The organism is Stenotrophomonas maltophilia, from assembly GCF_001676385.1.
GTDB classification, from domain to species: domain Bacteria; phylum Pseudomonadota; class Gammaproteobacteria; order Xanthomonadales; family Xanthomonadaceae; genus Stenotrophomonas; species Stenotrophomonas maltophilia_J.
The window spans coordinates 344,147-369,058 of the sequence record NZ_LYVJ01000001.1 but is presented as its reverse complement, the minus strand read 5'-3'; the positions used below and the strand labels follow the sequence as shown (position 1 = coordinate 369,058).

21 protein-coding genes, 1 tRNA gene and 2 pseudogenes are annotated in these 24,912 nt (G+C 67.5%); 12 read left to right on the top strand and 12 right to left on the bottom strand.

Features of this window, described 5'->3' with window-relative positions; all coding sequences use genetic code 11:
- Positions 1 to 107: 107 nt before the first annotated feature.
- Both orn and tadA read right to left on the bottom strand, forming a co-directional pair.
- A complete protein-coding gene (gene orn, locus A9K58_RS01815; RefSeq protein WP_065197698.1) occupies positions 108 to 680 on the bottom strand; it encodes an oligoribonuclease in 573 nt (190 codons plus the stop codon).
- A 75-nt stretch (positions 681 to 755) separates the two neighbouring features.
- Positions 756 to 1,280 (bottom strand): tRNA adenosine(34) deaminase TadA, encoded by a 525-nt coding sequence (gene tadA / locus A9K58_RS01810; RefSeq protein WP_065197697.1) that lies wholly within the window; start codon positions 1,278 to 1,280, stop codon positions 756 to 758.
- Between the two features lie 186 nt (positions 1,281 to 1,466).
- Here tadA and A9K58_RS01805 point away from each other — a divergent pair, with 186 nt between their 5' ends.
- A complete protein-coding gene (locus A9K58_RS01805) occupies positions 1,467 to 1,904 on the top strand; it encodes an acetyltransferase (RefSeq protein ID WP_065197696.1) in 438 nt (145 codons plus the stop codon).
- A 21-nt stretch (positions 1,905 to 1,925) separates the two neighbouring features.
- On the opposite strand, the gene A9K58_RS01800 is transcribed toward A9K58_RS01805, so the two are convergent.
- Together A9K58_RS01800 and A9K58_RS01795 are read right to left on the bottom strand one after the other, a co-directional pair.
- Positions 1,926 to 2,444 (bottom strand): GNAT family N-acetyltransferase, encoded by a 519-nt coding sequence (locus A9K58_RS01800; protein WP_065197695.1) that lies wholly within the window; start codon positions 2,442 to 2,444, stop codon positions 1,926 to 1,928.
- A gap of 72 nt (positions 2,445 to 2,516) precedes the next feature.
- Positions 2,517 to 2,774 carry a YjhX family toxin gene (locus A9K58_RS01795; RefSeq protein WP_065197694.1) on the bottom strand — a complete coding sequence of 86 codons (258 nt, stop codon included), beginning with the start codon at positions 2,772 to 2,774 and terminating at the stop codon, positions 2,517 to 2,519.
- Positions 2,775 to 3,036: 262 nt separating this feature from the next.
- Here A9K58_RS01795 and A9K58_RS01790 point away from each other — a divergent pair, with 262 nt between their 5' ends.
- The 3 genes from A9K58_RS01790 (at position 3,037) to A9K58_RS01780 (ending at position 7,339) form a co-directional block, all read left to right on the top strand.
- The gene (locus tag A9K58_RS01790; RefSeq protein ID WP_065197693.1) at positions 3,037 to 3,693 is read left to right on the top strand and encodes an HD domain-containing protein; all 657 of its coding nucleotides are present in this window, start codon (positions 3,037 to 3,039) and stop codon (positions 3,691 to 3,693) included.
- Positions 3,694 to 3,811: 118 nt separating this feature from the next.
- Positions 3,812 to 5,023 carry an MFS transporter gene (locus tag A9K58_RS01785; RefSeq protein WP_065197692.1) on the top strand — a complete coding sequence of 404 codons (1,212 nt, stop codon included), beginning with the start codon at positions 3,812 to 3,814 and terminating at the stop codon, positions 5,021 to 5,023.
- A 174-nt stretch (positions 5,024 to 5,197) separates the two neighbouring features.
- Positions 5,198 to 7,339 carry a TonB-dependent siderophore receptor gene (locus A9K58_RS01780; protein WP_065197691.1) on the top strand — a complete coding sequence of 714 codons (2,142 nt, stop codon included), beginning with the start codon at positions 5,198 to 5,200 and terminating at the stop codon, positions 7,337 to 7,339.
- Positions 7,340 to 7,438: 99 nt separating this feature from the next.
- Here the strand turns inward: A9K58_RS01780 and A9K58_RS01775 are convergent, their stop codons facing one another.
- Entirely contained in the window at positions 7,439 to 8,422 is a 984-nt protein-coding gene (locus A9K58_RS01775; protein ID WP_065197690.1) for a LacI family DNA-binding transcriptional regulator, read from the bottom strand.
- Between the two features lie 158 nt (positions 8,423 to 8,580).
- Between A9K58_RS01775 and ptsP the strand changes: the two genes are divergently transcribed.
- From ptsP to A9K58_RS01755, 4 genes are all read left to right on the top strand, one after another.
- On the top strand, positions 8,581 to 11,091 hold the full coding sequence (ptsP, locus tag A9K58_RS01770) for a phosphoenolpyruvate--protein phosphotransferase (protein WP_065197689.1): 2,511 nt from the start codon (positions 8,581 to 8,583) through the stop codon (positions 11,089 to 11,091).
- On the top strand, positions 11,088 to 12,044 hold the full coding sequence (locus tag A9K58_RS01765; protein ID WP_065197688.1) for a 1-phosphofructokinase family hexose kinase: 957 nt from the start codon (positions 11,088 to 11,090) through the stop codon (positions 12,042 to 12,044). Before ptsP ends, A9K58_RS01765 begins: the two co-directional genes overlap by 4 nt.
- 64 nt (positions 12,045 to 12,108) lie before the next feature.
- On the top strand, positions 12,109 to 13,815 hold the full coding sequence (locus A9K58_RS01760; protein ID WP_065197687.1) for a PTS fructose transporter subunit IIC: 1,707 nt from the start codon (positions 12,109 to 12,111) through the stop codon (positions 13,813 to 13,815).
- Positions 13,816 to 13,894: 79 nt separating this feature from the next.
- Entirely contained in the window at positions 13,895 to 15,151 is a 1,257-nt protein-coding gene (locus A9K58_RS01755; protein WP_065197686.1) for a carbohydrate porin, read from the top strand.
- Between the two features lie 106 nt (positions 15,152 to 15,257).
- Here the strand turns inward: A9K58_RS01755 and A9K58_RS19790 are convergent.
- The 3 genes and pseudogenes from A9K58_RS19790 to A9K58_RS01745 all read right to left on the bottom strand — a co-directional run.
- Positions 15,258 to 15,638: pseudogene (locus tag A9K58_RS19790) on the bottom strand (DUF6538 domain-containing protein); the annotation flags it as partial.
- An 86-nt stretch (positions 15,639 to 15,724) separates the two neighbouring features.
- Positions 15,725 to 15,814 (bottom strand) — tRNA-Ser (locus tag A9K58_RS01750).
- A 105-nt stretch (positions 15,815 to 15,919) separates the two neighbouring features.
- Positions 15,920 to 16,912: a LysR family transcriptional regulator gene (locus tag A9K58_RS01745; protein ID WP_065197685.1), complete on the bottom strand. Its 993-nt coding sequence runs from the start codon at positions 16,910 to 16,912 to the stop codon at positions 15,920 to 15,922.
- A 126-nt stretch (positions 16,913 to 17,038) separates the two neighbouring features.
- Between A9K58_RS01745 and A9K58_RS01740 the strand changes: the two genes are divergently transcribed.
- Both A9K58_RS01740 and A9K58_RS01735 read left to right on the top strand, forming a co-directional pair.
- A complete protein-coding gene (locus A9K58_RS01740; RefSeq protein WP_065197684.1) occupies positions 17,039 to 17,626 on the top strand; it encodes an FMN-dependent NADH-azoreductase in 588 nt (195 codons plus the stop codon).
- 164 nt (positions 17,627 to 17,790) lie between these two features.
- Positions 17,791 to 18,147 (top strand): SH3 domain-containing protein, encoded by a 357-nt coding sequence (locus A9K58_RS01735; protein WP_065197683.1) that lies wholly within the window; start codon positions 17,791 to 17,793, stop codon positions 18,145 to 18,147.
- Between the two features lie 113 nt (positions 18,148 to 18,260).
- Here the strand turns inward: A9K58_RS01735 and serS are convergent, their stop codons facing one another.
- Positions 18,261 to 19,541: a serine--tRNA ligase gene (gene serS, locus A9K58_RS01730; protein ID WP_065197682.1), complete on the bottom strand. Its 1,281-nt coding sequence runs from the start codon at positions 19,539 to 19,541 to the stop codon at positions 18,261 to 18,263.
- A 113-nt stretch (positions 19,542 to 19,654) separates the two neighbouring features.
- On the opposite strand from serS, the pseudogene A9K58_RS01725 reads away from it, so the two are divergent.
- Positions 19,655 to 20,172, top strand: a pseudogene (locus A9K58_RS01725) (energy transducer TonB).
- Positions 20,173 to 20,291: 119 nt separating this feature from the next.
- A complete protein-coding gene (locus A9K58_RS01720) occupies positions 20,292 to 20,864 on the top strand; it encodes an energy transducer TonB (RefSeq protein ID WP_065197681.1) in 573 nt (190 codons plus the stop codon).
- A gap of 135 nt (positions 20,865 to 20,999) precedes the next feature.
- Here the strand turns inward: A9K58_RS01720 and aroA are convergent, their stop codons facing one another.
- The 3 genes from aroA to serC form a co-directional block, all read right to left on the bottom strand.
- A complete protein-coding gene (aroA, locus tag A9K58_RS01715) occupies positions 21,000 to 22,307 on the bottom strand; it encodes a 3-phosphoshikimate 1-carboxyvinyltransferase (protein WP_065197680.1) in 1,308 nt (435 codons plus the stop codon).
- A 77-nt stretch (positions 22,308 to 22,384) separates the two neighbouring features.
- Positions 22,385 to 23,590 carry a prephenate dehydratase gene (gene pheA / locus A9K58_RS01710; RefSeq protein WP_065197679.1) on the bottom strand — a complete coding sequence of 402 codons (1,206 nt, stop codon included), beginning with the start codon at positions 23,588 to 23,590 and terminating at the stop codon, positions 22,385 to 22,387.
- Between the two features lie 51 nt (positions 23,591 to 23,641).
- A complete protein-coding gene (gene serC, locus A9K58_RS01705; protein WP_065197678.1) occupies positions 23,642 to 24,727 on the bottom strand; it encodes a 3-phosphoserine/phosphohydroxythreonine transaminase in 1,086 nt (361 codons plus the stop codon).
- Positions 24,728 to 24,912 lie beyond the last annotated feature (185 nt).

Below are 24,912 nucleotides of genomic sequence, written 5' to 3'. Positions count from 1 at the left end.
GGGAAGTTGAACGGTTCGTCGCGGGGCACGACAGAGGGGTCAGAGCCCTTTCGGCTGGAAAGGGATCCAACCCCGGCGCCTTGCCGGCCAGCGGCCGGCACAACCGATCAAGGTGTCGAAAGACCCGAGAGCGCCCCCATGAACTGGCGGTAGTGGCGCAGTTCGGCGATCGAGTCGTGCACATCGCTCAGCGCGGTGTGGTTGCTGTTCTTGCCGACGCCGGCGGCCACGGCCGGGGCCCAGCGCTTGGCCAACTCCTTCACCGTGGACACGTCCAGGTTGCGGTAGTGGAAGTATTTCTCCAGGCGCGGCATCTGGCGGTGCAGGAAGCGGCGGTCCTGGCAGATCGAATTGCCGCACATCGGCGAGAGGCCGGCCGGGATCCACTGCGCCAGGAAGTTCACCGTCTGCGCTTCGGCCTGGCCCAGCGTGGTGGTGCTGTCCACCACACGCTGCCACAGCCCCGAACGACGGTGCTGGTTGCGGTTCCACTCATCCATCGCTTCCAGCGTTTCCAGCGGATGATGGATGGCGAATTCCGGTCCTTCAGCCAGCACATTGAGCTGGGCATCGGTAACCACGGTGGCGATCTCGATGATCGAATCGTTGTCGGTATCCAACCCGGTCATCTCCAGGTCGATCCAGATCAGTCGCTCGTTGGCCGCGCCGGTGTCCGCCATTGTGTCGCCTCGTTGCTGGGCAGGCGCGCGGCCTACCGGTGAAGGAAAGGGGCGCCCATCATACCCTTTCGCCCCTCAGCCCTCGCCGGCGTGGTCTTCCAGCAGCAGCGGCGGTTTGCCGCGCTTGGCGCGGAAATAATTGGTCAGGCGCATGCTGGCTTCCTTGGCCAGCACGCCGCCATGGATCTCCACCCGGTGGTTGTGGCGGGCATCGCCCAGCAGGTCGAATACGCTGCCGCAGGCGCCGGTCTTGGGGTCGCTGGCGCCATAAACCAGACGGGCGACGCGTGCATGCACGATCGCCATCGCGCACATCGCGCACGGCTCCAGGGTCACATACAGCGTGCTGCCGAGCAGCCGGTGATTGGCCAGCTGCTTGCCACCGGCGCGCATGGCTACGATCTCGGCATGCGCGCTGGGATCGTGCGAAGCGATGTTGAGGTTCCAGCCCTCGCCCAGCAGCTGGCCATCCGCGCCCACCAGCACGGCACCCACTGGAATTTCATCGAACTCGCGCTGCGCACGCTCGGCCAAGGCCAGCGCATGGCGCATCCAGTGTTCATCGGCGTCGTGCACCGGCACGCCCAGGGCATCGGTCATGGCGGTTCTCGCGTGTCTGCAGGGCCAGGATGGCCGCCGGGGCCGCATTGTACGCCTGCCGACGTGCAGGCGGCGCCGGTACCGGTGGCGCCATTACGCGCGACCGGCGGTTCAAGCAGCGAGCGCGCTGAGGCTCAGGCGGCTGGCCTCATACTGTGCTCTTTCCGCAAGCACCTTGGTGAACCCATGACCACCCTTCGCCCCTCGCGTGCCGACGACGGCGCCGCCCTCATCGACGTCTGGCGCCGCGCCGTCGACGCCACCCACGACTTTCTGAGCGCCGAAGACCACCAGGCCATCGATGCCGAAGTGGTGGGTTTCCTGCCGCAGGCGCCGATGACGGTTGCGGTCGACGCACAGGACCGGCCTGTGGGTTTCATGCTGATCGACGGCGCGCACTTGGAGGCGTTGTTCATCGATCCGGAGGTACGCGGCACCGGTATCGGCCGGCAACTGCTGCAGCACGCACTCGCCCTGCATCCGCAGCTGAGCACCGACGTCAACGCACAGAACACGCAGGCCGTTGGCTTCTACCTGCGCATGGGCTTCGGCGAAACCGGCCGCTCACCGCTGGATTCGCAGGGGCGTCCGTATCCGCTGATCCATCTCCGGTACGATGGCTGACGTCGGCCCCGGCTGCAGGAATCAATCCGCAGGCGGGGCGTTTGCCTCGAATGCCTCCGAGTACCGCACTTCGCCCCGAGCCATCGGCGGTCTCAGGCACAGCGCCTGGAAGTACTCTGGTGGGACACCGGGCAGGACCAGGTCCGGCTCGGCACGAAACCCGAATCGAGCGTAATACGTGGGCTCGCCGAGCAGCACGCAGCCGCTTGCCCCGCGCTGTTGCAGGGTTTCCAATGCTGCACGCACCAACGCCGCACCGATGCCCTGCCCCTGCCATGCGGGCCGTACCGAGATCGGGCCCAGGCCATACCAACCGGTGCTGCCATCGGAAATCGCCACCGGAGATACGGCCACGTGGCCAAGCAGCAGGCCGTCGTCCTCGGCCACCAGCGAAACCTGCAGTTCGCCGCGCGCGCGCAGGGCATCGACGATGAACTGCTCGGTGCGGCTGCTATGACCTGCGGTGGCGAAGGCCGCGACGGTCAGCGCATGGATGCCGGCGATATCGGCGGGGGTTTCAGCGCGGATAATGGAGTTCACCAGGCACCTCGATCAATGCGATGGGCCCGGACAGCCGGCCCGCGGGAATGGGAAGAGTCGACAGGACACGCATCAGCGATTGTCCAGCTGCGGGCGCACCGCGACCAGGCCGGCACGGTTGATCCGATAGGGCCGGCCTTCATGCGAACTGATCAGCCGCTTGTTCTTCAACCTGTTGAAGACGGCCAGCGTGCAATCGCTCAGCATCAATCCTTCACGGTTGAAACATTCGACGCTGCGGACGCGGCCTGAGCCATCACGGGTGAAGGCAATGCAGCCACCTTGGGCGAGGACGTGCAGCGTCCTCTGCTCCGCTCGGGAGATATTCATTGAATGGGATCCTGCGTAATCGGAAATGCGGACGACACGGGCTGCCAACGGCACCCGGCCGGGAAAACACGCATTCGATAACCCAACCCGGCAGACACACGGGAAGGGTTATCCGATGACGACAATCTCCAACATGAAAAACCACACCCGGCAGGCGCCTGCGTGCTGCAGGCACGCGCACGTTACCCAGCAACCTGCCGCCGGTCAACCTCGACGCGACCACAATTGGGCAGTAACTTGATTTTTTCTGCAGGAGGCAACGATGGACTGGGTAGCACAGGCGCGCACATTGGCAAGCGAAGCCCATGCCGGGCAACAGGACAAGGCCGGGCATCCCTACATCGAGCACGTCGCGCGCGTGGCTGCGGCAATCGATGACGATGACCTGGCCAAGGCGGCGGCCTGGCTGCACGATGTCGTGGAGGATTGTCCGCAGTATGCCCCCCGGCTGGCGCCCTTTCCGGCGCCGATCCGCGAGATCGTCGCCCTGCTCGACCGGCACGGTGCGCCCGATGCCCACCACTACTACGAACGCATCCGCCAGCATCCACGGGCGCTGAAGGTGAAACTGGCCGACATCGCCGACAACGCCCATCCCCGCCGGCTGCTGCAGCTTGCACCGGCGATGGCCGAGCGCCTGCGTGGCAAGTACGCGGGGGCGCTGGCCGCCCTCGGCGCGCGCGGCGCGTCCACCGTCGCCAGCGACCCGGGGCCCGCGCAGCTGCTGCGGCTGATGGACGCGTCACGCACGCTGGGGCTGCTGGTGGAGGACGAAATGGCAGCCAGCGCGGCGGCGAGCGATCCACGCCCACGCCTGGCCGCACTGCTCAAAGTGCGTGACGTCGTTCTCGCCGAGCTGGAAGCGCAGATGACGCCGGAGGCGTTCGCCATCTGGAGCGACATGTACGTGCGGGCCTGACCTAGCGCCGGTGGCGGCCGTCACCATGGGCCGAACGCTGAGTCTTGGCAGCAGGCGCTGACCGTTGCTGCAGTGCAGCAGTACAATGCGGGGCTTCCCGCCCGCATCGCGCCCCCGCATGAGCCCCAACTCTTCCCTGGCTGCGCGGCTGACGCCTCGTCAGCGCACCCTGATCATCCTCGCCCTGTCACTGGGTGGCTTTGCCATCGGCACCAGCGAGTTCGCCAGCATGGGCCTGATGCTGGAAATCAGCCGCGGCCTGTCGATCAGTGAGACCCAGGTGGGCCACCTGATCAGTGCCTACGCCATCGGCGTGGTGGTCGGCGCGCCGATCCTGGCCTTCGTCGGCGCCAGCTTCCCCCGCCGCAGCTTGCTGCTGGCGCTGATGGGCTTCTATGCGATCGGCAACCTGGCCAGCGCGCTGGCCCCCAATTACGGCACCATGCTGGTGGCCCGTTTCGTGGCCGGCCTGCCGCATGGCGCCTACTTCGGCGTGGCGATGCTGGTGGCCGCCGCAATCAGTCCCGCCGGGCAGCGTGGCCAGGCGATGTCACGGGTGCTGTTGGGCCTGTCGATCGCGATCCTGGCCGGCAATCCGCTGACCACCTGGCTGGGCCAGCAGCTGAGCTGGCGAACGGCCTTTGCACTTGTCAGCGTGCTGGCCATCGCCACCGTGGCGATGATCGCGCGCTTCCTGCTGCCGGATCCCGAAGAGGTGCGCACCTCGCCGATGCGCGAACTGCGCGCCTTCAACACCACGCAGGTGTGGTTGGCGCTGGCGATTGGAGCGATCGGCTTTGCGGGCATGTTCTGCGTGTTCACCTACCTGGCCCCCACCCTGGTACAGGTGACCGGTGTGGCCGAATCATGGATGCCGCTGGCAGTGGGTGTATTCGGCATGGGTGCCATCATCGGCAACATCGCCGGCGGCTGGCTGGTGGACAGGTTCCACTTCAAGGCTGCGGCCGTGGTGCTGCTGTGGTCGGTCGTGATGCTGTTGCTGTATCCGCTCGCGGCGCGATCGGTGTGGACCATTGGTCCGATGATCATCGCCGTCGGCACCATGGGCGCGCTGGCGGCAGTACTGCAGACCCGTCTGATGGACGTCGCCGGCGAAGCCCAGACGCTGGCCGCCGCTTCCAATCACGCCGCCTTCAACACGGCCAACGCACTGGGCCCATGGCTGGGTGGCATGGCGATCGGCGCCGGGTTCAGCCCGGCCAGCACAGGCTACGTCGGGGCGGCCACGGCCATCGGCGGATTGCTGCTGTGGTATGTCGCAGTGATGGCGGACAGGAACCGCAGGAGCGCCGTCGCCAGCCATTGTTGAACGTTGCTCGCGCCCGCGGGACGCGATGGGGAACCGCGCCGTCGTACCCATGGCGGGTGCGATGCCGGCCCGCCGAAAGTTCGGAACAACTGGAAGGACCGGCCCGGGGAACAGGCCACGCCTCATCGCAAATGCTAATATTTCTCATTTGCAGACGCGCCAACCCTCTCTCCCATGACCGCCTTCCCACCCCTGCGCCGCGCCCTGTGCCTGGCGCTCACCGTCGCCCTGCCCGCCCTCACCCAGGCCTCCACGCCCGTGTCGGTGCCGCCGACAGAACTGGACCGGGTCCAAGTGCGCGGCCGCGCGCAGGCGCTTTACCGGGTGGACGATGCCGCCGTCGGCACGCGCACCGATACCCCTCTGGAGCAGGTGCCCCAGTCCATCCAGGTAGTGCCGCGTGAACTGATCGACGACCAGGCCGCGCGCCAGGTCACCGACCTGTACCGCAGCATCAGCGGTATCAGCTACTTCAGCTATGCCGGCGTGACCCTGCGCGGGTTCCGCCAGGAAAACGTGTTGTACGACGGCCTGCGCGGCGACCCCTATGCAGGCTTCTCGGTGCCACAACTTTTCAACATCGAGCGCGTGGAAGTGCTGAAGGGCCCGGCCGGTGCGCTGTATGGCGGGGGTGATGCCGGCGGTGTCATCAACTATGTCACCCGCAAGCCCAAAGCCACGGCGGAGCGCCGCGTCGAAGTGCAGATGGGCAACAACGACTTCCGCGCCGGTTCAATGGAAGCCACCGGCTCGCTGGGTGCGTCGGCCAACGTGCGCTACCGCGCCGGCCTGTATGCCGATGCCGAGCAGGGCGTGCGTTGGAACGCCGACAGTGAAAGCGTGATCGGCGATGCTTCGCTCGCTTTTGATGTCGGCGCGAGCGGCGAGCTGGTGCTTCAGTTCACCGACATCACCCAGAACCTTGGCGGCAACCGCTTGCGCGGCGTGCCGGTGAACGACGCGGGCACCTTCCTGACCGACCGCCGCTGGAACCACAACGAGGCCAGCGACTTCCTCGACATGCGAGCCAGGGTGGCGCTGGCGCAGTATCACTTCGCACCACGCGACAACCTGGACGTGGACCTCGCCGCCCGCTGGTTCAGCAACAGCGAGCACCAGATGTACCACGAGCCGATGGGCCTGATCGACCGCGATCGCGATGGCGTGGCCGAATGGATGACCCGCCAACTGCGCAACCAGATCCGTGACAACGAGGCATTCGCCGCCAACAGCAACGCGGTGTGGCGGATCGATACCGGCCGGATCGGGCACAAGGTGCTGTTCGGCGCGGATACATACCGGCTGGATGCGGATTTCACCGCGCAGACCGCCAACAGCGCCGACCTGGCCCGGGGCGCCGGCCCGGTGCGCGGGATCGATCTGTTCGATCCGGTTTATGGTGCCAGCACATGGCACGACTACAACCTGCCCGCCCTCCCCTGGCGCAGCACCTCCACCCGCAGCACGCGCCATGGCATCTATCTGCAGGACGAACTGGCGCTGGGTCCACGCTGGCACGTGCTGGCGGGGCTGCGCTGGGACGGTTTCAAGGACGACGACCGCATCACCGGCAGCCACGTGGATGGCCACGACCTGAGCTGGCGGCTGGGCAGCACCTTCACCGTACGCGAGGGCCTGAACGTATACGCCAACGTGGCCAGCGGCTTCGTGCCACAGAGTGCCTCCAACCAGAACCCCGCGGCCGGTGGACCATTCGCTGCCGAGCGCAGCCGGCAGTGGGAAGTCGGCCTGAAATCGCTGCTGGCCGACCGGGTGACCTTGAACATGGCGGCCTACCGTATCGACCGCAGCAACATCGTGCAGGCCACCGGCGAGGTGGTTGCCGGGGTGAACCAGCTGGCCGCGCTGGGCCTGGTTCGCAGCACCGGCATGGAGCTGGACCTGCTGGCCGACGTGACCGATCGTTGGGTCGTCAGCCTGGCCTACGCCTACAACGACGCACGGGTGAAGGACGCCGGGCCGAACGGCATCACCAACGCGTCCGGCGACCGCTTCGCCAATGCACCACAGAACGCGCTGGGACTATGGACGCGCTATGACCTGCCCGCGATCAACTCGGCCATCGGCTTCGGTGCGGACTACGTGGGCGAGCGCATCAGCCTGGATGGCCAGGCAGTGAAGCCCTATGCCGTGTTCGACATGAGCTGGAAGACCACGTGGAGGCAGTGGCAGTTCCAGGCCAACGTCAAGAACCTGTTCGACAGAATCTACGCCGCCAGCGGATTCATCGAACGCAATGGGCATTTCCCGGGCGAGCCGCGCCGGGTCTATGTGCAGGCGGCGTGCAGCTTCTGAGCGCAAGCCGGGCAGCCTGCCGAAACAGCATCCGGCCCGTCGACAACCAGGGAGGTCCCGGCTCACCACTTCCCACCCGACGTGCAGGCAGGAGCATCTTCACTTCCCAGCGGTGGAGCCCCGCACCACGCACCGTCCGGTCATCACCAGTCTGCGCACGGGGAGCTCGGGCGTGCGCAGGCGTTCGAGCAACAGCGACATCGCGGCCCGCCCCATCTCCTCGACCGGCTGCTCGACCACGGTGATACCCGGCTCGACCAGCTCGGTCCAGCGCTCATTGTCGAAGCCCGCCAGGGCCAGCTGTCCAGGAATCGACAGTCCCGCGCTGCGGGCCGCTTTCAGTGACCCCATCAGCAGCAGGCTGTTGCTGGTGACCAGCGCTTCGGGTCGCGAGGGGCTGGCAAGCCACTGCCCGGCCATGGCGATGGCAGCCTCGGCCGTAGGTTCCACCTCCCGGTAGTCCGGCTCCAGCCCGTGCGTGCGCATTGCGGCGAGGTAGCCGTCGCGACGCTCGGCCGCCGTGGTGCTGGTGCTGCCGAACAGGCCGCCGATGCGGCGATAGCCGCGTTCGGCCAGATGATCGACCAGCCCCGCCATCGCTGCCGGGTTGTCGAGTACCACGCTGTCGATCGTTCCGCCGTGCGCGGCGCGGTCGACCAGCACGGTCGGATAGCCCAGCGCCAGCCGTTCCAGGCGGCCGACCGTGGTCCGGGTCGGGGCGAAGATCAGCCCGCTGATCCGCTCCTCCTGCATCAGTTGCAGGTACAGCGCCTCGCGCTCGGGATCCTCGTCGGTGTTGCAGAGGGTGACGCGCAGGCCCTCGCGATAGGCAACCTCCTCCACCGCGCGGATCAGCGCGGTGAAGAACGGATTGCGGATGTCCGCCACGATCAACCCGATGATGCCGGTGTGCCGGGAACGCAGGCGCCGCGCCTGCAGATTGGGGCGATAGCCGGTCTGGCGGATAGCCGCTTCGACCCGGCTACGTACCTCCCCGCTGACCGGGCCGCCGCCGAGCACGCGCGACACCGTGGATTTGGAGACGCCAGCCACCCGCGCGACGTCGTTGATGCTGATGCTCATTGAAAACGTTCCCGGAAAATCATGCCATCTCAGGCCGCGAGGCCTTCAGGCACCATGCTAACCCCAAAGTATTAAGGAATTTTTGTGCACTGCACATTGAAAATCGGACTGGGAACGTTCCCAATACATCGCCGCATACCTTCCGCCTGGAGCCCGCCTTGTCGTCCCTGCCCTCCCCTGCCCCCGTCAGCCGGGAACTGATCCGCCTCGACGCACGGGCGCGCGACAAGGCTGATGCCATCGCCCAGGCCGCACAGATGCTGGTCGCCGCTGGCTGCGTCGCGCCCGGGTACGAGGCCAGCATGAGCCGCCGCGAACAGTTGGCGAACACCTTCCTGGGCCATGGCGTGGCCATCCCGCACGGGCTCGGCGAAGACCGCCATCTGGTGCTGCGCGACGGCATCGCGGTGCTGCAGCTGCCCGAAGGCGTGGAATGGAATCCCGGCCAGGTCACCCGGCTGGTGGTCGGCATCGCCGCCCAGTCCGATACCCACATCACCCTGCTGCGCCACCTGACCCGGTTGATCCAGGATGACGCCACGCTGCAGCGCCTGTTCACGACCACCGACGCGAGCGAGATCGTCAACGCATTGGCCGGCGATGTTGCGATCATGGCCACCGATGCCCCGGCAGCCGACCTCGCCGAGCAGTTCGACTGGACCATCGCCTATCCCAACGGCCTGCATGCGCGCCCAGCCACGCGCTGGGCCGAGACCGCACGCAGCTTTGCAGCCCGCGCCCAGGTGCGTGCAGGCCACCAGGCCGCCGATGCCAAGAGCCTTGTGGCCCTGCTGCAGCTTGGACTGCGCCATGGCGATGCGGTCAGCGTGTCCGCCGAAGGCGTCGATGCAGCGGCCCTGCTGGTCGCGCTGCGCAGCGTCATGGACGGATTGATCGCACAGGAAAAGGCCGATGCCGAGCGCGCAGCGCAGCGCAAGGCCGCGCCGGTCGCAGGCTGGAACCCGCCCGAAGCGCAGGCCGCGATCGCCGGCATCGGTGCCAGCCCCGGGCTTGCGATTGGGCCCGTGCACGTGCTCGCCAGCGCACAGGCCGAGGTTGCTGACCGCCCCACGCCGCTCGGCGAAGGTGGCGCGCGCCTGCAGGACGCGCTCGCCCGTACCCGCCAACAGCTGGCGGCCCTGCAGGACGATACCCAACGCCGGCTCGGTGCCTCCGACGCGGCGATCTTCAGGGCGCAGGCCGCGCTGCTCGACGACACCGACCTGATCACCCGCACCTGCCAGCTGATGGTCGAAGGCCATGGCGTCGCGTGGTCATGGCATCAGGCCATCGAGCAGATCGCCTCCGGCCTGGCGGCGCTGGGCAACCCGGTGCTGGCCGGCCGTGCCGCCGATCTGCGCGACGTCGGCCGGCGCGTGCTGGCGCTGCTCGATCCATCCGCAGCCGGCGGTGGCCTGGCCGACCTGCCCGCCCAGCCATGCATCCTGCTTGCAGCGGATCTGTCACCGTCGGATACCGCCAACCTCGACACCGCCCGCGTGCTCGGCCTTGCCACCGCCCAGGGCGGGCCGACCTCGCACACCGCCATCCTCTCGCGCACGCTCGGGTTGCCGGCGCTGGTCGCCGGTGGCGCGGAACTGCTGGCGATCAGCACGGGACGCGAGGCGATCATCGACGGCAGCACCGGGCGGCTCTATCTGTCTCCATCGGACGCCGATCTCGCCTCGGCACGCGCCTGGATCGCCGAACAGCAGCAGATCCGCGAGCGCGAAGCCGCGCAGCGCGCGCAACCGGCACGGACCACCGATGGCCACCGCATCGACATCGGCGCCAACGTCAATCTGCCCGAGCAGGTCCCGTTGGCACTGGAACAGGGGGCGGAAGGCGTCGGCCTGATGCGCACCGAGTTCCTGTTCCTCGAGCGCGGCAGTACTCCGAGCGAGGATGAGCAGTACGCCACCTACCTGGCGATGGCCAGGGCGCTCGACGGCCGCCCGCTCATCGTGCGCGCACTCGACATAGGTGGCGACAAGCAGGTCGCCCACCTGGAACTGCCGCGCGAGGAAAATCCGTTCCTCGGGGTGCGCGGCGCGCGCCTGCTGCTACGTCGCCCCGACCTGCTGGACCCGCAGCTGCGTGCGCTGTATCGCGCAGCGAAGGACGGTGCGCGCCTGTCGATCATGTTCCCGATGATCACCTCGGTACAGGAACTGATCGCGCTGCGTGCCATCTGCGATCGGCTGCGTGCCCAACTCGATGCGCCGGAGGTGCCGGTCGGCATCATGATCGAAGTGCCGGCTGCCGCCGCCCAGAGCGACATGCTGGCGCGCCATGCCGATTTCTTCTCGATCGGCACCAACGACCTGACCCAGTATGTGCTGGCGATCGATCGCCAGAACCCGGAGCTCGCCGCCGAGGCCGACAGCCTGCACCCGGCAGTGCTGCGCGCGATCCGCGCCACCGTCGATGGCGCACGCAGGCACGGGCGCTGGGTCGGCGTCTGCGGCGGCCTGGCCGGCGATCCATTCGGTGCGGCGTTGCTCGCCGGCCTCGGCGTGGATGAGCTGTCGATGACCCCGAACGATGTTCCAGCGGTGAAGGCACGCCTGCGCAGTACGGCCCTGGCCGACCTCCAGAAGCTGGCCAGCACGGCGCTGGACTGCGAAACCGCCGGGCAGGTGCGCGCCCTCGACGGAACCCACGCATGAACACCCGGGCCGTCACCATCACCCTGAACCCGGCGATCGACCAGACCATACGGCTGGCCCGGCTGCAGCCCGGCCATGTGCATCGCGCCCACAGTGCCCGCGATGACGCGGGCGGCAAGGGCATCAATGTGGCCGCATGCCTGGCCGACTGGGGCGTGCCCACCGCTGTACTGGGCGTGCTCGGCGAAGGCAACGACGATGTATTCCGAGCGCTGTTCTCGGCCCGTGGCATTGCCGATGGCTGCCTGCGCGTGCCGGGCCGGACCCGCACCAACGTCAAGCTGGTCGAAGAGCACAGCGGCGAGACCACCGACATCAACCTGCCCGGACTGCCGCTCGGCCGCGCCGAACTGGACGCCATCGCCGGGCAACTGGCCGCCCTGCTCGCACCCGGCCTGCCGGTGGTGCTGTCCGGCAGCCTGCCGACCGGTCTGCCAGCCGAGGCCTGGGCGCAGCTGCAGGCGCAGGCCGCAGCCGCCGGCGCGCGTGTATTGCTCGACACCAGCGGCGATGCACTTGTCGCCGCGCTGAACGGTATAGCGGACGCACTGCCTTACGCAGTGAAGCCCAACCGCCACGAACTGGAGGCCTGGACCGGCACGCCGCTACCTGATCGCGATGCCCTGCAGGCCGCCGGCCACGCGCTGATCGGGCGCGGGGTTGCGCTGGTGGTCATTTCGCTGGGCACCGACGGTGCGCTGTTCATCGACCGCAGCGGCACGCTGCTGGCGCGACCGGCGAGGCTGGCACAAGGCAGCACGGTGGGGGCCGGCGACGCCATGGTCGCCGGCATTGCCGCCGCGCTGCTGGAGCCCACGTTCGATCTGGCCTGCTGTGCACGGCTGGCGACGGCGTTCTCGATGAGCCGGCTGGAAAGCGGCGACGCGCGCCGGCTGGACCCGGCGCAGGTGCGCGCGTGGACCGATGACGTACTGATCGAACGGTTGGACTGAAACAACCACAGGGGCCGCGACAGCTCCCCTGCAAGGCAGAGCCCAGAGAATTCCAGGAGTTCCCATGCAAGCTTCCACCGTAGTCATCGCTGCCGGCGAACGCAGCATCGAGGCGGTTCTCGCCGCCGAAGCGCTGCGCCGCGCCGCCCGCCAACGCGGGCTCGAGCTGATGATCGAGATCCGCAGCGATCAGGGCGTAACCGGCGCATTGACCGCCGCGCAGGCTGCCACCGCAACGCACCTGCTGCTGGTCGGCGACGGCGAGGCCGACATCGCCCGCTTCGGCCACGCCGGGATCGCGCGCGCCAGCCTCGGCGAAGTGCTGGACGACCCGTTCGCTGCACTGGCACCGCTTGCCGCTCCGATGACAGCCACCAGCGCTGGCGCAGGCGCCGGCAGGCACATCGTAGCCGTCACCTCCTGCCCGACCGGCATCGCCCATACCTTCATGGCGGCCGAAGGCCTGCAGCAGGCGGCCAAGGCGCTGGGCCATGCGATCCGGGTCGAAACCCAGGGTTCGGTCGGGGCGCAGGACGCATTGAGCGACGAGGAGATCGCGGCCGCGGAGCTGGTACTGATCGCGGCCGACCGCGAAGTCGATCTGTCGCGCTTCGCTGGCAAACGGTTGTTCAAGAGCGGCACCAAGCCGGCGATCAACGACGGCCAGAATCTGATCCGCAAGGCGCTGGCCGAGGCCAGCGTCCACGCCGCTACATCGGTTTCCGGTGGCACATCCGAAAAGACCAGGGCCACCGGCCCGTACAAGCACCTGATGACCGGCGTGTCGTTCATGCTGCCGTTCGTGACTGCCGGTGGACTGCTGATCGCACTGGCGTTCGCGTTCGGCGGCATCTACGCCTTCGATGACGCCCACAAGGGCACACTCGCCTGGTCGCTGTTCCAGATCGGCGCCAAGGCCGGCTTCATGCTGATGGTGCCGGCGCTGGCCGGCTACATCGCCTACTCCATCGCCGACCGCCCCGGCATCGCACCGGGCATGATCGGTGGGCTGGTTGCGGTCAACATGGGCGCAGGCTTCATCGGCGGCATCCTGGCGGGCTTCATCGCCGGCTACGGCGTGCATTGGATCAATCGTGCACTGCGCCTGCCGCGCAGCCTGGAAGGCCTCAAGCCGGTGCTGATCCTGCCGGTGCTGGGCACGCTGCTGGTCGGCCTGCTGATGATGTACGTGATTGGCGCGCCCGTCGCCGAACTGCTGGCCTGGCTGACCGACTGGCTACGGGGCATGCAGGGCGGCAGCGCGATCCTGCTCGGCCTGCTGCTGGGTGGCATGATGGCCGTGGACATGGGCGGGCCGGTCAACAAGGCCTCCTATGCGTTCTCCACCGCATTGATTTCCAGCCAGGTGTATACCCCGATGGCGGCGACGATGATCGGCGGAATGACGCCGCCGCTGGGCATCGCACTGGCAACATGGTTGTTCAGCAACCGCTTCACCGCCGAGGAGCGCGGCACTGCCGGCGCCGCCGGCGTGCTCGGCCTCAGCTTCGTCACCGAAGGTGCGATCCCCTACGCCGCTCGCGATCCGCTGCGCACGATCCCGGCCTTGGTGCTCGGGTCTGCGGTAGCCGGCGCGATCGCGATGGCGGCCGGCGTCGAGTTGAAGGTCCCGCACGGTGGCGTATTCGTGCTGCCGATCCCGAACGCGGTCACCCACCTCGGCGTCTATCTGCTGGCACTGCTCGCCGGCGTCGCGGTCACCGCGATCGCGCTGCGCATCCTCAAGAAGCCGGTCGCAGCGCCGGCCTGACCCTGGTTCTCCCCGCCATTCCACCGTTCCTGCGCACGCAGGCCGCAGCGGCGCATGCCCTGCAGAAGGAGCTCCGTCCATGATTTCCCCTTCCCATTGCCACCCCCTGCTGGCCGCTGTCCTGCTGGCCGCTCCCGCGCTGGCCCTGGCCGAAGACGCGAGCGGAGTCTTCACTCCCAAGCTTGCCTACACCGGCGAAGCGGCCGCCACCCTCGATGGTGGCAAGGACAGTGGTACGGCCTATGCCGGCCAGTTGATGTTCGGCGCCGACGTGGACCTGGATGCCGCGTTCGGATGGCGGGGCGCGACGATCAAGGCCTACGGCATCAACCGCCATGGCACCAACCTCGCCGGCAGCAGTACCGGCAACAGTACCTCGGTGCAGGAAATCTACGGCGGCCAGGGCACGCGCCTGGCCAACCTGACCCTCGAACAGAGGCTGCTCGACGACCGCCTGGTCCTGGAAGCCGGGCGCAGCGTTGCCAACATCCACTTCCTCGGATCCGAGCTGTGCCAGTACTTCCAGGGCAATTCGGCCTGCGGCAATCCGACCTACGTGTTCCGCACCAGCAATTTCACCTGGTGGCCGGTGTCGAGCTGGATGGCCGATGCCACCGCCTGGGTGACGCGCGACGTCTACGTGCACGTCGGTGCCTACCAGGTCGATCCCAGCCAGGCCGAGGACGGCCAGCACGGCCTGAAATGGAGCACGAACCAGGCCACCGGCTGGATCGTGCCCTACGCGATCGGTTGGCGCAGCCCCGCTTCGGCGCGACTGAAAGGCAAGTACGAACTCGGCGGCTGGCAGGACAACTCGACCTACCGCGATCCGCTGCGCGACGCCAACGGCATGCCGGCGCTGCTCAGCGGCCAGGATCCTGCGACCCTCCACGGTCGCTCAGGCGCGTTCGCCCGCTTCGAGCAGCAGCTCACCGGTGATGGCAGCGGCCGCGGCCTGACCCTTTTTGGCGCCGCGCTCAAGGGTACTTCCGGCCGGTTGATCGAGGATCACTTCCTGCAGGCCGGCCTGGTACAGAAGGGCGTGTTCGCCAGCCGACCACAGGACAACATCGCCTTCGTCGTGACCCAGCAGAAGTACAGCAGCATCGCCCTGGAGAACCTGCGCCTTGCCCGCGCTGCGGCCGGCGGCAGCGGCACGCCGCACGGGAGCCAGGTGATGATGGAGCTGAGTTATGGCATCCAGCTCACCCCGCAGCTTCGGGTCGCACCGAACCTGCACTACATCGTGCATCCGGACCAGTTCAACGAACCTGCGCGCCTGCGCGACCTGCCGAATGCACTGATCGCGGGCATGCGGATCGACTGGAGCCTGTAGGAGGTCGCCATGCCGCTGGGCCGGGCGTGTTGCCTGCACGTCCTTGAGCCTGGACGCACCGGCGCCGGCGGACAAGAAGCACTGCCCGCTGCAGCGCTGGCACTTGAAGCGTCGAGTCCTTGAGGGCGGCCAGGAACGCATCCGGTACCTTACCGAGGGTGATCGTCCCGATGGCCGGCACAGAGGCTGGCCGCACCGGGTTCACCGGATGCGAAGCTCCGAAGCCGACGCTCGCCAGGCAAGCATTGAGCAGGCCAGCATCTGTCTTGCCCAGCTTGTCCATGCGTTGATCCTTCAACCGTGCGAAGAGCCGAACGCAGCCCGCCCCAAGCACGACTGCACGCACGTGTGCCTGGGCGAGGTCTTTGGTCTTGAGAGTCCGTTTGATGAGCCGGCAATCGAGCACGGCCAGAAGATTGACAGGGACACGCTGGACGAACGACCAGCGGCCAGTAGACGACCGGCTCGAATGATGAGGGATGCGCATGCCCGGTGTTTCCTCTGCATGCTTGCTGCTTTCCAACCCGCACAAACCGATGATTTTGGTTAAAAAATCAAAGCGTTAGGCACGATTGGCGGAGAGAGTGGGATTCGAACCCACGGAAGGTTTGACCCTTCGCCGGTTTTCAAGACCGGTGCCTTAAACCGCTCGGCCATCTCTCCGTGTCGGCCCGGCACTGCTGGCCGGGCATGCATTCTCGCACGGCCGGGCGATTTGCCCAAGACCGTTGTCGCTGCCGGGCCCGGCCCGGCGCTACCGTTGCAGCCTCAACCCGCATCGACCGCCAACGCACCCAGTGCGCTGGCCTTGATGCGCTCCTTGGCCTTTTCACAGGCACCACCGCAATCCAGGCGCGAGGCCTCCAGCTGCGGCGGCAGGTGCTCGGCCAGGAAGTCGATGAACACCCGCACCGCCGGCAACAGGCCGCGGCGCGAGGCGAACACCGCATGGCATACGCCCTGCGGCAGCGACCAGTCCGGCAGCACCACTTCCAGCTCGCCATTGCGTACCGCATCGGCGCACACCGTTTCCGGCAGCATCGTGATGCCGAAGCCGTCCTTCACCATGCTTTGCAGCAGCGGGAAGTCGAAACCGGCCACGCGCGGCTGCAGGTCCACCCGCCGTACCTCGCCTTCCGGGCCATGCAGCTCCCAGCGCTGGCGCGCTTCGTCCTCGCTGATGCTGAGGGTGACGTGCTGGGTCAGTTCTTCCGGCTCCTTCGGACGACCGGCGCGGTCCAGGTACTTCGGGCTGGCCACCAGCAGTTCCTGCACCTGGCCGAAGCTGCGCATCACCAGGCTGCCGTCGTCGTCGAGGCGCGAACGCACGCGCAGCGCCACGTCGTAGCCTTCGTTGATGATGTCCACGCGGCGGTTGCTGATGTTCAACTGCAGCCGCACCTTCGGGTACTGCTCAAGGAACTTGGGCAGCAGCTTGGGCAGCTGCATCTGCGCCAGCGAGACCGGCACGCTGGCGCGTACCACGCCACGCGGCTCGGCGCTGAGGCGGTCCACCACCTCACGCGCGGCCTGCGCTTCGGCCAGCATGGTCTGCGCATGGCGGTGCACGCTGTTGCCCACATCGGTGACGGCAAAGCGCCGCGTCGAGCGCTGCAGCAGGCGCACGCCGAGGTCGGTTTCCAGCTGGCTGATGCGGCGGCTCAGGCGCGACTTGGGAATCCCCAAGGCGCGCTCGGCGGCGGCGAAGCCGCCGTGGTCGACCACCATCGCGAAGTAGTACAGATCATTCAGGTCATGCATGCCCGAGTTCCATATCTAGAACAATACGTGGCATTCAATCACCTTTATCCCGCCTTTGCAACAACCTATCGTTCTCTCCGTCGACGGGACCTACCCGCCCTTTTCCCCAGAACATAGGTGACTGCCATGAAGCTTCTGCATCTCGACGCCAGCGTGCTTGGCGACAATTCCGTGTCCCGCCAGCTGTCGGCTGCCGTGGTCGCCCGCTTTACGGACCAGATCGCCGGCCTGCAGGTCGATTATCGCGATCTTGACGCGAATCCGGTACCGCACCTGCGCAGCAGTTCGCTGGCCAGGACCGACGCCGCCGAGGCGACCGATGCCGAACAGGTGATGCAACAGTTCCTGGAGGCCGACATCGTGGTCATCGGCGCGCCGATGTACAACTTCAGCATCCCCTCCACCCTCAAGGCCTGGATCGATCGCGTGGCAGTGGCCGGGCGCACCTTCAAGTACACCGAGAACGGCCCGGTGGGCCTGGCCGGTGGCAAGCGGGTGATCGTCGCCAGCAGCCGCGGCGGCATCTACACCGATTCGCCGGCCGACTTCCAGGAGCCGTTCCTGCGCCAGGTGTTCGCTTTCATGGGCATCAATGACATCGAGTTCGTGCGTGCCGAGGGCATCGCTTACTCGCCGCAGCACCGCGAAGACGCCATTGCCGGCGCGCTGGCGGCACTGCCGTCGCACGAAGCCGCAGAGGCGGTCGCCGCGTAACCCGTTCCAACGTCCGGCGCTCCTCTCTCCTCGTCTGGGCGCCGAACGCGGGCCGGGATCCCCTCCCCCTCCCGGCCCACCCTGGCGGCCCCGCTTCGCGGGGCCGTTTTCTGTTGACCGGCGCCTGTCCCCGGCATGGCCCGGCGGAAGCAGTACAGTGGGTCATGGATTACATCGTGACCACCGCACACCGCAGCGACTTCCCGCACCCGATCACCCTGCACCGTGGCCAGGCGCTGGTGGTGGGTCAACGTTATGAAGGCCCGGAGGGCTGGGGCGACTGGTTCCTGTGCGAGGCCGAAGGCCAGCAGCCCGGATTCGTGCCGGCACCGGTGATCGGCCACGATGCGCAGGGTGGCGCGTTTGCCACGGAGGATTACTGCGCGCGGGAGCTGGATGTGGATCCCGGGCAGGCTCTACGCGGGCTGCGCACGCTCAATGGCTGGGCGTGGTGCATGCCGGAAACCGGCGGATCGGGATGGGTGCCGCTGGAGAAGCTGCGGGCAGCAGAAACCCAGTAGCGCCCGAGCCTACGCTCGGGCGGCGGCGCGGAGCGCCGATAAACAATGCGGCCCGCGATGGGCAGGAGCAGCCGAGCATAGGCTCGGCTCTACAGGACACTGAGCGCCGGTTGTCAGGCGATGGTTTCCAGGCCGCCCATGTACGGGCGCAGCACCTCCGGCACGGTAATGCTGCCGTCGGCATTCTGGTAGTTCTCCATCACCGCGATCATGGCGCGGCCGACCGCCACACCCGAGCCGTTCAGCGTATGCGCCAGCTCCGGCTTGCCGGTGGCCGGGTTGCGCCAGCGCGCCTGCATGCGGCGGGCCTGGAAGTCACCGCAGTTCGAGCACGAGGAGATCTCGCGGTAGGTCTCCTGCGACGGCAGCCAGACCTCCAGGTCATAGGTTTTCACCGCCGAGAAGCCCATGTCACCGGTACACAGCAGCACCTTGCGATACGGCAGGCCCAGCTTTTCCAGCACCACCTCGGCGCAGCGGGTCATGCGCTGGTGCTCGGCATCGCTGTCTTCCGGGCGGCAGATCGAGACCAGCTCGACCTTCTCGAACTGATGCTGGCGGATCATGCCGCGCACGTCACGTCCGCCGCTGCCGGCCTCCGAACGGAAGCACAGCGAGTGGGCGGTCATGCGCACCGGCAGGCGGTCAGCATCGAGGATCTCGTCGCGGGCGATGTTGGTCAGCGAGATTTCCGAGGTCGAAATCAGGTAGCGCTTCTGCTCACCCAGCTGGGTGATGAACATGTCTTCTTCGAACTTGGGCAACTGGCCGGTGCCGTACAGGCTGTCCGCGTTGACGATCACCGGCACGTTGGTTTCCTGGTACTCGTGCTCACCGCTGTGCAGGTCGAGCATGAACTGGGCCAAGGCGCGGTGCAGGCGAGCCAGCGGACCGCGCAGCACGGTGAAGCGCGAGCCGGACAGCTTGGCCGCGGTCTCGCCATCAAGCCACTTGTTGCGGGCGCCCAGTTCGACGTGGTCCAGCACCTTGAAATCGAACTGGCGCGGCGTGCCCCAGCGCGACTGCTCGACGTTGTCGTTCTCATCGACGCCGGCCGGCACATCGTCGGCCGGAAGGTTCGGGATGCCCATCGAGATCGCTTCGATCCTCTCGCGCAGCGCGTCCAGCGCCACTTCCGAAGTCTTCAGCTCGTCAGCGAAGGCCGCGACCTCGGCCATGATGGCCGTGACGTCCTCGCCCTTGGCCTTGGCCTGGCCGATGGCCTTGGAACGGCTGTTGCGCAGGCTCTGCAGCTCCTGGGTCCGCACCTGGATGCGCTTGCGATCCGCCTCCAGGGACTCCAGGGCAGACACGTCGAGCTCATAGCCGCGGCTGGTGCGCAGGCGTTCGGCGAGGTCGGCGGGCTGGTGGCGGAGCAGGGCTGGATCAAGCATGGCAGGCGTCGTGGTGGGTATCAGGGATGGGATTATCGCTTGTTATACGGATTTCTGCCGCCCGGTTCATTCCCGCCATGGCAGAATCGGGTCACCCCGTACTGGTCCGGTCCATGTCTGCACCCCGCTCGTCGTCCGCCAAGTCGTTCACCGTGCATATCCCGCGCAACGCCCTGAAGATCGCCGGCATCGCCTTCGGCGTGGGCGTGCTGCTGTTCGTGCTGGTCTGGTGGACCGGCCGCGACAAGGCCTTCTTCCGCGCCGACCCGGCCGCGCAGACCCCGCAGGCGACCGCCGAGGTGGAGCCGTTGCCGGAGCCTCTGGCCGCTGCGGCCGGGTCCAGCGACATGCCGGACGCCAAGCCGGTACCGGTGGAGGAGGAAACGCCGAAGCTGGTGGAAACCGCCCCGCCGCACTCCGCGCGGGTGAATCCGGCACGGTGGTAGTGCGCGTGGAGGTGGATGCCACGGGCTACCCGAACAACGCCACGCTGGTCCAGCGCAGTGGATCCCGCGCCCTTGACCGCGCCGCGATGGAGGCGGTGCGCCGCTGGCGCTTCACACCGGCACAGAACAATGGCCAGCCCGTTCCGGGCAGCATTGAAGTTCCGTTCGACTTCAAGGCGCAGTAACTGAACGTATCCCGGCAGGCAAACTGAACCCTGCCACAGGCGTTGACGCAACGCTGACACTTCCGGCGCGTGGCGCAGGCAACACTCGGCACGTCGTCCATTGACGGAAGGAGTTTGCGATGACCGCCACCGCCCACCATGACCTTCATTCGCCACATCTGCAGCAGGACTCCCGCGAGCCGCACACGCCCGCGTCGCCCTGGATGTGGATCGCGCTGATCGTCGCGATGTTTGCCGCTGCGCTGCTGTGGCTGCGCCACTCCAACCCGGAGGACGTGGCGCCGGCGCCGATGGGCGAACGCCTGCTGCCGGCGCCCGAGCAGGCACCGCTGGCGGATGCGGCAGCGCCGGCGGCGCGCCCGACCGCGCCGGCGTCCGGCCAGCACAGGGCAGCGCCCGTGGTGCGCAATCGCGAAGCACGCCCGCTGTCCAGCAACCGCATGCCCACCTATCCCGCCGCCGCACTGCGCAGCGGCGTGCAGGGCAGCGTGATTGCCAACCTGAATGTCGACACCCGCGGCAACGTGACCCATGCAGCGATCGTTTCGCGCAGTGGCGAGCGCAGCCGCGATCTGGACCGTGCCGTGCTCAGCACCGTACAGGACTGGAAATTCCAGCCGGCAATGCATGAGGGCCGCGCCGTAGCAAGCCTGGTGCGGGTCCCGGTGGATTTCCGTACCGCGCAGCGTTGATCACGGACGAGGGGTTCGTGATGTTTCGGCGGAGGCTTCGGCCTCCGCCCTTTTATGCGGAGAAACGTGCCGACCAAGGCCGGCACCTACCGGAGAACGCGATCCGCCGGGCAGCGCCCGGCGGACGCGGGGCCGTCAGGCCAAGTTGAACCCGGCGCTGCGGGCCAGACCATCGAAGTCCGGGAACGATGTGGCAACGTTGGCGACGTCGTTGATGCGTACTTCGCCGTCACTGATCTGGCCGGCAATGGCGAACGCCATGGCAATGCGGTGATCGCCATGGCTTTCGATGGTGCCGCTGCCCAGGCGAGCACCGCCGTGCAGGGTGGCGCCGTCTGCGGTTTCGTCCACCTGCATGCCCAGCGCACGCAGGCCGGTGGCCATCGCAGCGAGACGGTCGGATTCCTTCACCCGCAGCTCGGCAGCACCGCTGACCACGGTCTGGCCTTCGGCGGCCGCAGCGGCCACGAACAGCGCCGGGAACTCGTCGATCATGTCCGGCACCAGGGCTTCGGGAATGCGTGCCCCCTTCAACGGGGCGTAGCGCACCACCAGATCGGCCACCGGTTCACCGCCCTGCTCGGCCGGATTTTCTTCGGTGATGTCCGCGCCCATCAGGCGCAGTGCGTGCAGCAGGCCGGTGCGACGCGGATTCAGGCCAACCTGCTTCAGGCGCAGCTCGGAACCGGGAATGATGCTGGCGGCAACCAGGTAGAACGCGGCCGAGGAGAAGTCCGCCGGCACCACGATGTCGGTCGCGCGCAGGCGCTGCCCACCGCGCAGGCGGGCCTTGCCCGGCGAGAACTCGATGTCCACGCCGAACGCCGACAACATGCGCTCTGTGTAGTCGCGGGTCGGATGGGGTTCGGTCACGCAGGTTTCGCCCTGCGCATACAGCCCGGCCAGCAGCACCGCCGACTTGACCTGCGCGCTGGCTACCGGCGAGGCGAAGTCGATGCCGTGCAGCGACTGGCCACCATGCACCCGCAACGGTGGCGTGCCATCGTCCTGGGTGTCGATCTTCGCGCCCATCTGCGACAGCGGGCCGGTGACCCGGCGCATCGGGCGGCCGGACAGCGATTCATCGCCGATCAGCGTGCAGTCGAACGCCTGCCCTGCCAACAGGCCCGCCAGCAGGCGCATGCCGGTACCGGCATTGCCGCAGTCCAGCGGTGCATCCGGCGCTTTCAGGCCGTCGATGCCGACGCCGTGCACGACGCGCTGCGAAGGGCTGGGCGTTTCAATGCGCACGCCGAGCTGGCTGAAGATGCGCGCGGTGGCCCGGGTGTCCTCGCCTTCCAGGAAGCCTTCGATATGCGAAGTGCCATCGGCGAGCGCGGCGAACATCACCGACCGGTGCGAGACCGACTTGTCGCCGGGAATGGTCAGGCTGCCCTGCAGCGGCTGGCCCTTGCGGGCGATCCAGTGTTGCGCGTTGCTCATCGTTCGATCATTCCGTAAACGCCGGCAGCGCCGGCGGTGCATCCAGGGAGTGGTGGCCGCGGCCACCGCGGCGACGATCAGGGCACGGCCACCGGGTAGGAGCCCAGCACCTTGATCTGCGCCGAATGCGCTTCCAGCTCGGCGAGCGCCGCCTGCATCGGCGCATCGTCGATGTGGCCGGCCAGGTCGATGAAGAAGCCGTATTCCCACTTGCCGTGGTGCGACGGCCGCGATTCGATGCGGTTCATGCTGATGCCGTGGCGGGCGAACGGGCTGAGCACGTCGAACAGCGCACCGGGCTTGTCATGGATGAACACCAGCACCGACGTGCGGTCGTGGCCGGAGGTCGGGAAGATGTTGCGGCCCACCACCAGGAAGCGCGTGGTGTTGTCGGCATCGTTCTGGATCGGCTTGGTAACCACCTTTTTCAGGCCATACACATGGCCGGCGCTCTCGCCGCCGATGGCCGCCGCGTCATCGGCATTGCGTGCACGACGCGCGCCCTCGGCATTGCTCGACACCGGAATCTTCTCGGCCTTCGGCAGGTTGGCGCGCAGCCACGCCGAGGTCTGCATGAACGACTGCGGGTGTGCGTAGATCCGCTCGATGTCCTCGATGCGGCCGCTGCGCGACATCAGGTACTGCTGCACGCGCAGTTCCACTTCGCCGCAGATCTTCAGGTTGGAGGTCAGGAACATGTCCAGGGTGATCTGGATGGTGCCCTGCCCCGAGTTTTCCACCGGCACCACGCCGAAATCGGCGTTGCCCGCTTCCACTTCCTGGAACACTTCCTCGATGCTGGCCATTGGCAGGCCCAGCGCCGAGCGGCCGAAGTGCTTGAGCACGGCCTGCTGGCTGAAGGTGCCTTCCGGGCCGAGATAGCCGATCTTCAATGGCTCCTGCTGGGCCAGGCAGGCCGACATGATCTCGCGGTAGACGTGCACCAGCAACTCATCGCTGAGCGGGCCCTCGTTGCGGTCCACCACCATGCGCAGCACCTGCGCCTCGCGCTCGGGGCGGTAATAGTCGACGGCAGCGGCGAGCTTGCCCTTGGCCTTGCCGACCTGGTGGGCGAAGCGCGCGCGCTCGGCAATCAGGCTCTGGATGTCACGGTCGATCTGGTCGATCTTCGCGCGCACATCGGCCAGCGCCAGCGGCGCCAGGGTGGGCGCCGGGGTCGACGCGGCCTTGGACGTGCTCTTGCCCTTTGCCTTGGCGGGCGCGCTGTCCTTGGCCGGATCGGCCTTCTTCGGCGCCTTCTTGCTGGATTTGCTGCTTGCCATCGGAATTCCCTGTTGCGGGGCGCGCACCCTGCGGTGCGCACCGTTCATTGCTCAACCGTGCCGCTGCTGGAAGTCGGCCATGAAGGCGACCAGCGCCTCGGCCCCGGCCAGCGGCATGGCGTTGTACAGCGAGGCCCGGATGCCCCCGACCACCTTGTGGCCCTTCAGCGCCAGCAGGCCGGCGGCCCTGGCTTCGGCGACGAAGCGCGCATCAAGATCGGCATCGGGCAGGAAGAACGGAATGTTCATCCGCGAACGCGCCGCGTGCGCGACTTCGTTGCGGTAGAAGCCGCCGGAACCATCGATGGCGCCGTACACCAGTGCGGCCTTGGCCGCATTGCGCCTGGCAAATTCGGCCACGCCACCTTCGGCCAGCATCCACTTGAACACCAGGCCGGCCAGGTACCAGTTCCAGGTCGGCGGCGTGTTGAGCATCGAATCGCGGGCGGCATGCGAGCGGTAATCGAAGATGTCCGCTCGCGGCTGGCCGCTGCGCTCGAGCAGGTCGCGGCGGATGATCATCACCGCGATGCCGACCGGGCCCAGGTTCTTCTGCGCACCGGCATAGATCACGCCATAGCGGCGCACGTCCAGTGGCTCGCTGGCGATGGACGAGCTGAAATCGGCGACCAGCGGGACGTTGCCGGTGTCAGGTACATCACGGAACTCGACGCCGTGGATGGTCTCGTTGGCGGTGATGTGCACGTAGGCGGCATCAGCTGAGAGCCGCCAATCGGCGCGCGGCGGCAGCGTGCGGTAACCATCGGCCTCGCTGCTGGCGGCGATGTTGACGTCCACGTAGACACCGGCCTGCTTGACCGCCGTCTTGCCCCAGTGGCCAGTGACCACGTAGTCGGCACGCTGGCCCGGGGCGGCGAAGTTGAGCGGGATCAGCGCCTGCTGGGTGGTGGCGCCACCGGACAGGAACAGCACCGCATAGTCGTCGGGGATGTCGAGCAGGCGACGCAGGTCGGCTTCGGCTTCGGCGGCCACGGACATGAATTCCGCGCCGCGATGGCTCATTTCCACGATCGAGGCGCCGGACCCGTGCCAGTCCAGCATTTCCGCCTGCGCCTGGCGCAGGACCGATTCCGGCAAGGTTGCAGGGCCGGCACTGAAGTTGAACGCGCGCGTCATGTCACACCTGTGGGGCAAGACCCCTAGTATGCCGCAGTGCACCAGCCTTGCGGCTTTGTCGCGCAAGGGAAATTTGGTTTCATTGGAATCCATCGACCGCCGGCATGGCCCTGGTAGTCGCCGACCTTGGTCGGCATACGCCGTCAGGCGTCATGCCCACCGAAGGAACGTGCCGCCCAAGGTCG

What these genes read in the sequence shown, in the direction of transcription:
- A9K58_RS01760 (WP_065197687.1), top strand. Translation starts at nt 12,109, where the DNA reads ATGCAAGCTTCCACCGTAGTCATCGCTGCCGGCGAACGCAGCATCGAG.
- serC (WP_065197678.1), bottom strand. Translation starts at nt 24,727, where the DNA reads ATGACGCGCGCGTTCAACTTCAGTGCCGGCCCTGCAACCTTGCCGGAA.
- A9K58_RS01805 (WP_065197696.1), top strand. Translation starts at nt 1,467, where the DNA reads ATGACCACCCTTCGCCCCTCGCGTGCCGACGACGGCGCCGCCCTCATC.
- A9K58_RS01795 (WP_065197694.1), bottom strand. Translation starts at nt 2,774, where the DNA reads ATGAATATCTCCCGAGCGGAGCAGAGGACGCTGCACGTCCTCGCCCAA.
- aroA (WP_065197680.1), bottom strand. Translation starts at nt 22,307, where the DNA reads ATGAGCAACGCGCAACACTGGATCGCCCGCAAGGGCCAGCCGCTGCAG.
- pheA (WP_065197679.1), bottom strand. Translation starts at nt 23,590, where the DNA reads ATGGCAAGCAGCAAATCCAGCAAGAAGGCGCCGAAGAAGGCCGATCCG.
- serS (WP_065197682.1), bottom strand. Translation starts at nt 19,541, where the DNA reads ATGCTTGATCCAGCCCTGCTCCGCCACCAGCCCGCCGACCTCGCCGAA.
- A9K58_RS01745 (WP_065197685.1), bottom strand. Translation starts at nt 16,912, where the DNA reads ATGCATGACCTGAATGATCTGTACTACTTCGCGATGGTGGTCGACCAC.
- A9K58_RS01775 (WP_065197690.1), bottom strand. Translation starts at nt 8,422, where the DNA reads ATGAGCATCAGCATCAACGACGTCGCGCGGGTGGCTGGCGTCTCCAAA.
- A9K58_RS01785 (WP_065197692.1), top strand. Translation starts at nt 3,812, where the DNA reads ATGAGCCCCAACTCTTCCCTGGCTGCGCGGCTGACGCCTCGTCAGCGC.
- A9K58_RS01780 (WP_065197691.1), top strand. Translation starts at nt 5,198, where the DNA reads ATGACCGCCTTCCCACCCCTGCGCCGCGCCCTGTGCCTGGCGCTCACC.
- A9K58_RS01790 (WP_065197693.1), top strand. Translation starts at nt 3,037, where the DNA reads ATGGACTGGGTAGCACAGGCGCGCACATTGGCAAGCGAAGCCCATGCC.
- A9K58_RS01720 (WP_065197681.1), top strand. Translation starts at nt 20,292, where the DNA reads ATGACCGCCACCGCCCACCATGACCTTCATTCGCCACATCTGCAGCAG.
- A9K58_RS01755 (WP_065197686.1), top strand. Translation starts at nt 13,895, where the DNA reads ATGATTTCCCCTTCCCATTGCCACCCCCTGCTGGCCGCTGTCCTGCTG.
- A9K58_RS01765 (WP_065197688.1), top strand. Translation starts at nt 11,088, where the DNA reads ATGAACACCCGGGCCGTCACCATCACCCTGAACCCGGCGATCGACCAG.
- A9K58_RS01740 (WP_065197684.1), top strand. Translation starts at nt 17,039, where the DNA reads ATGAAGCTTCTGCATCTCGACGCCAGCGTGCTTGGCGACAATTCCGTG.
- orn (WP_065197698.1), bottom strand. Translation starts at nt 680, where the DNA reads ATGGCGGACACCGGCGCGGCCAACGAGCGACTGATCTGGATCGACCTG.
- tadA (WP_065197697.1), bottom strand. Translation starts at nt 1,280, where the DNA reads ATGACCGATGCCCTGGGCGTGCCGGTGCACGACGCCGATGAACACTGG.
- A9K58_RS01735 (WP_065197683.1), top strand. Translation starts at nt 17,791, where the DNA reads ATGGATTACATCGTGACCACCGCACACCGCAGCGACTTCCCGCACCCG.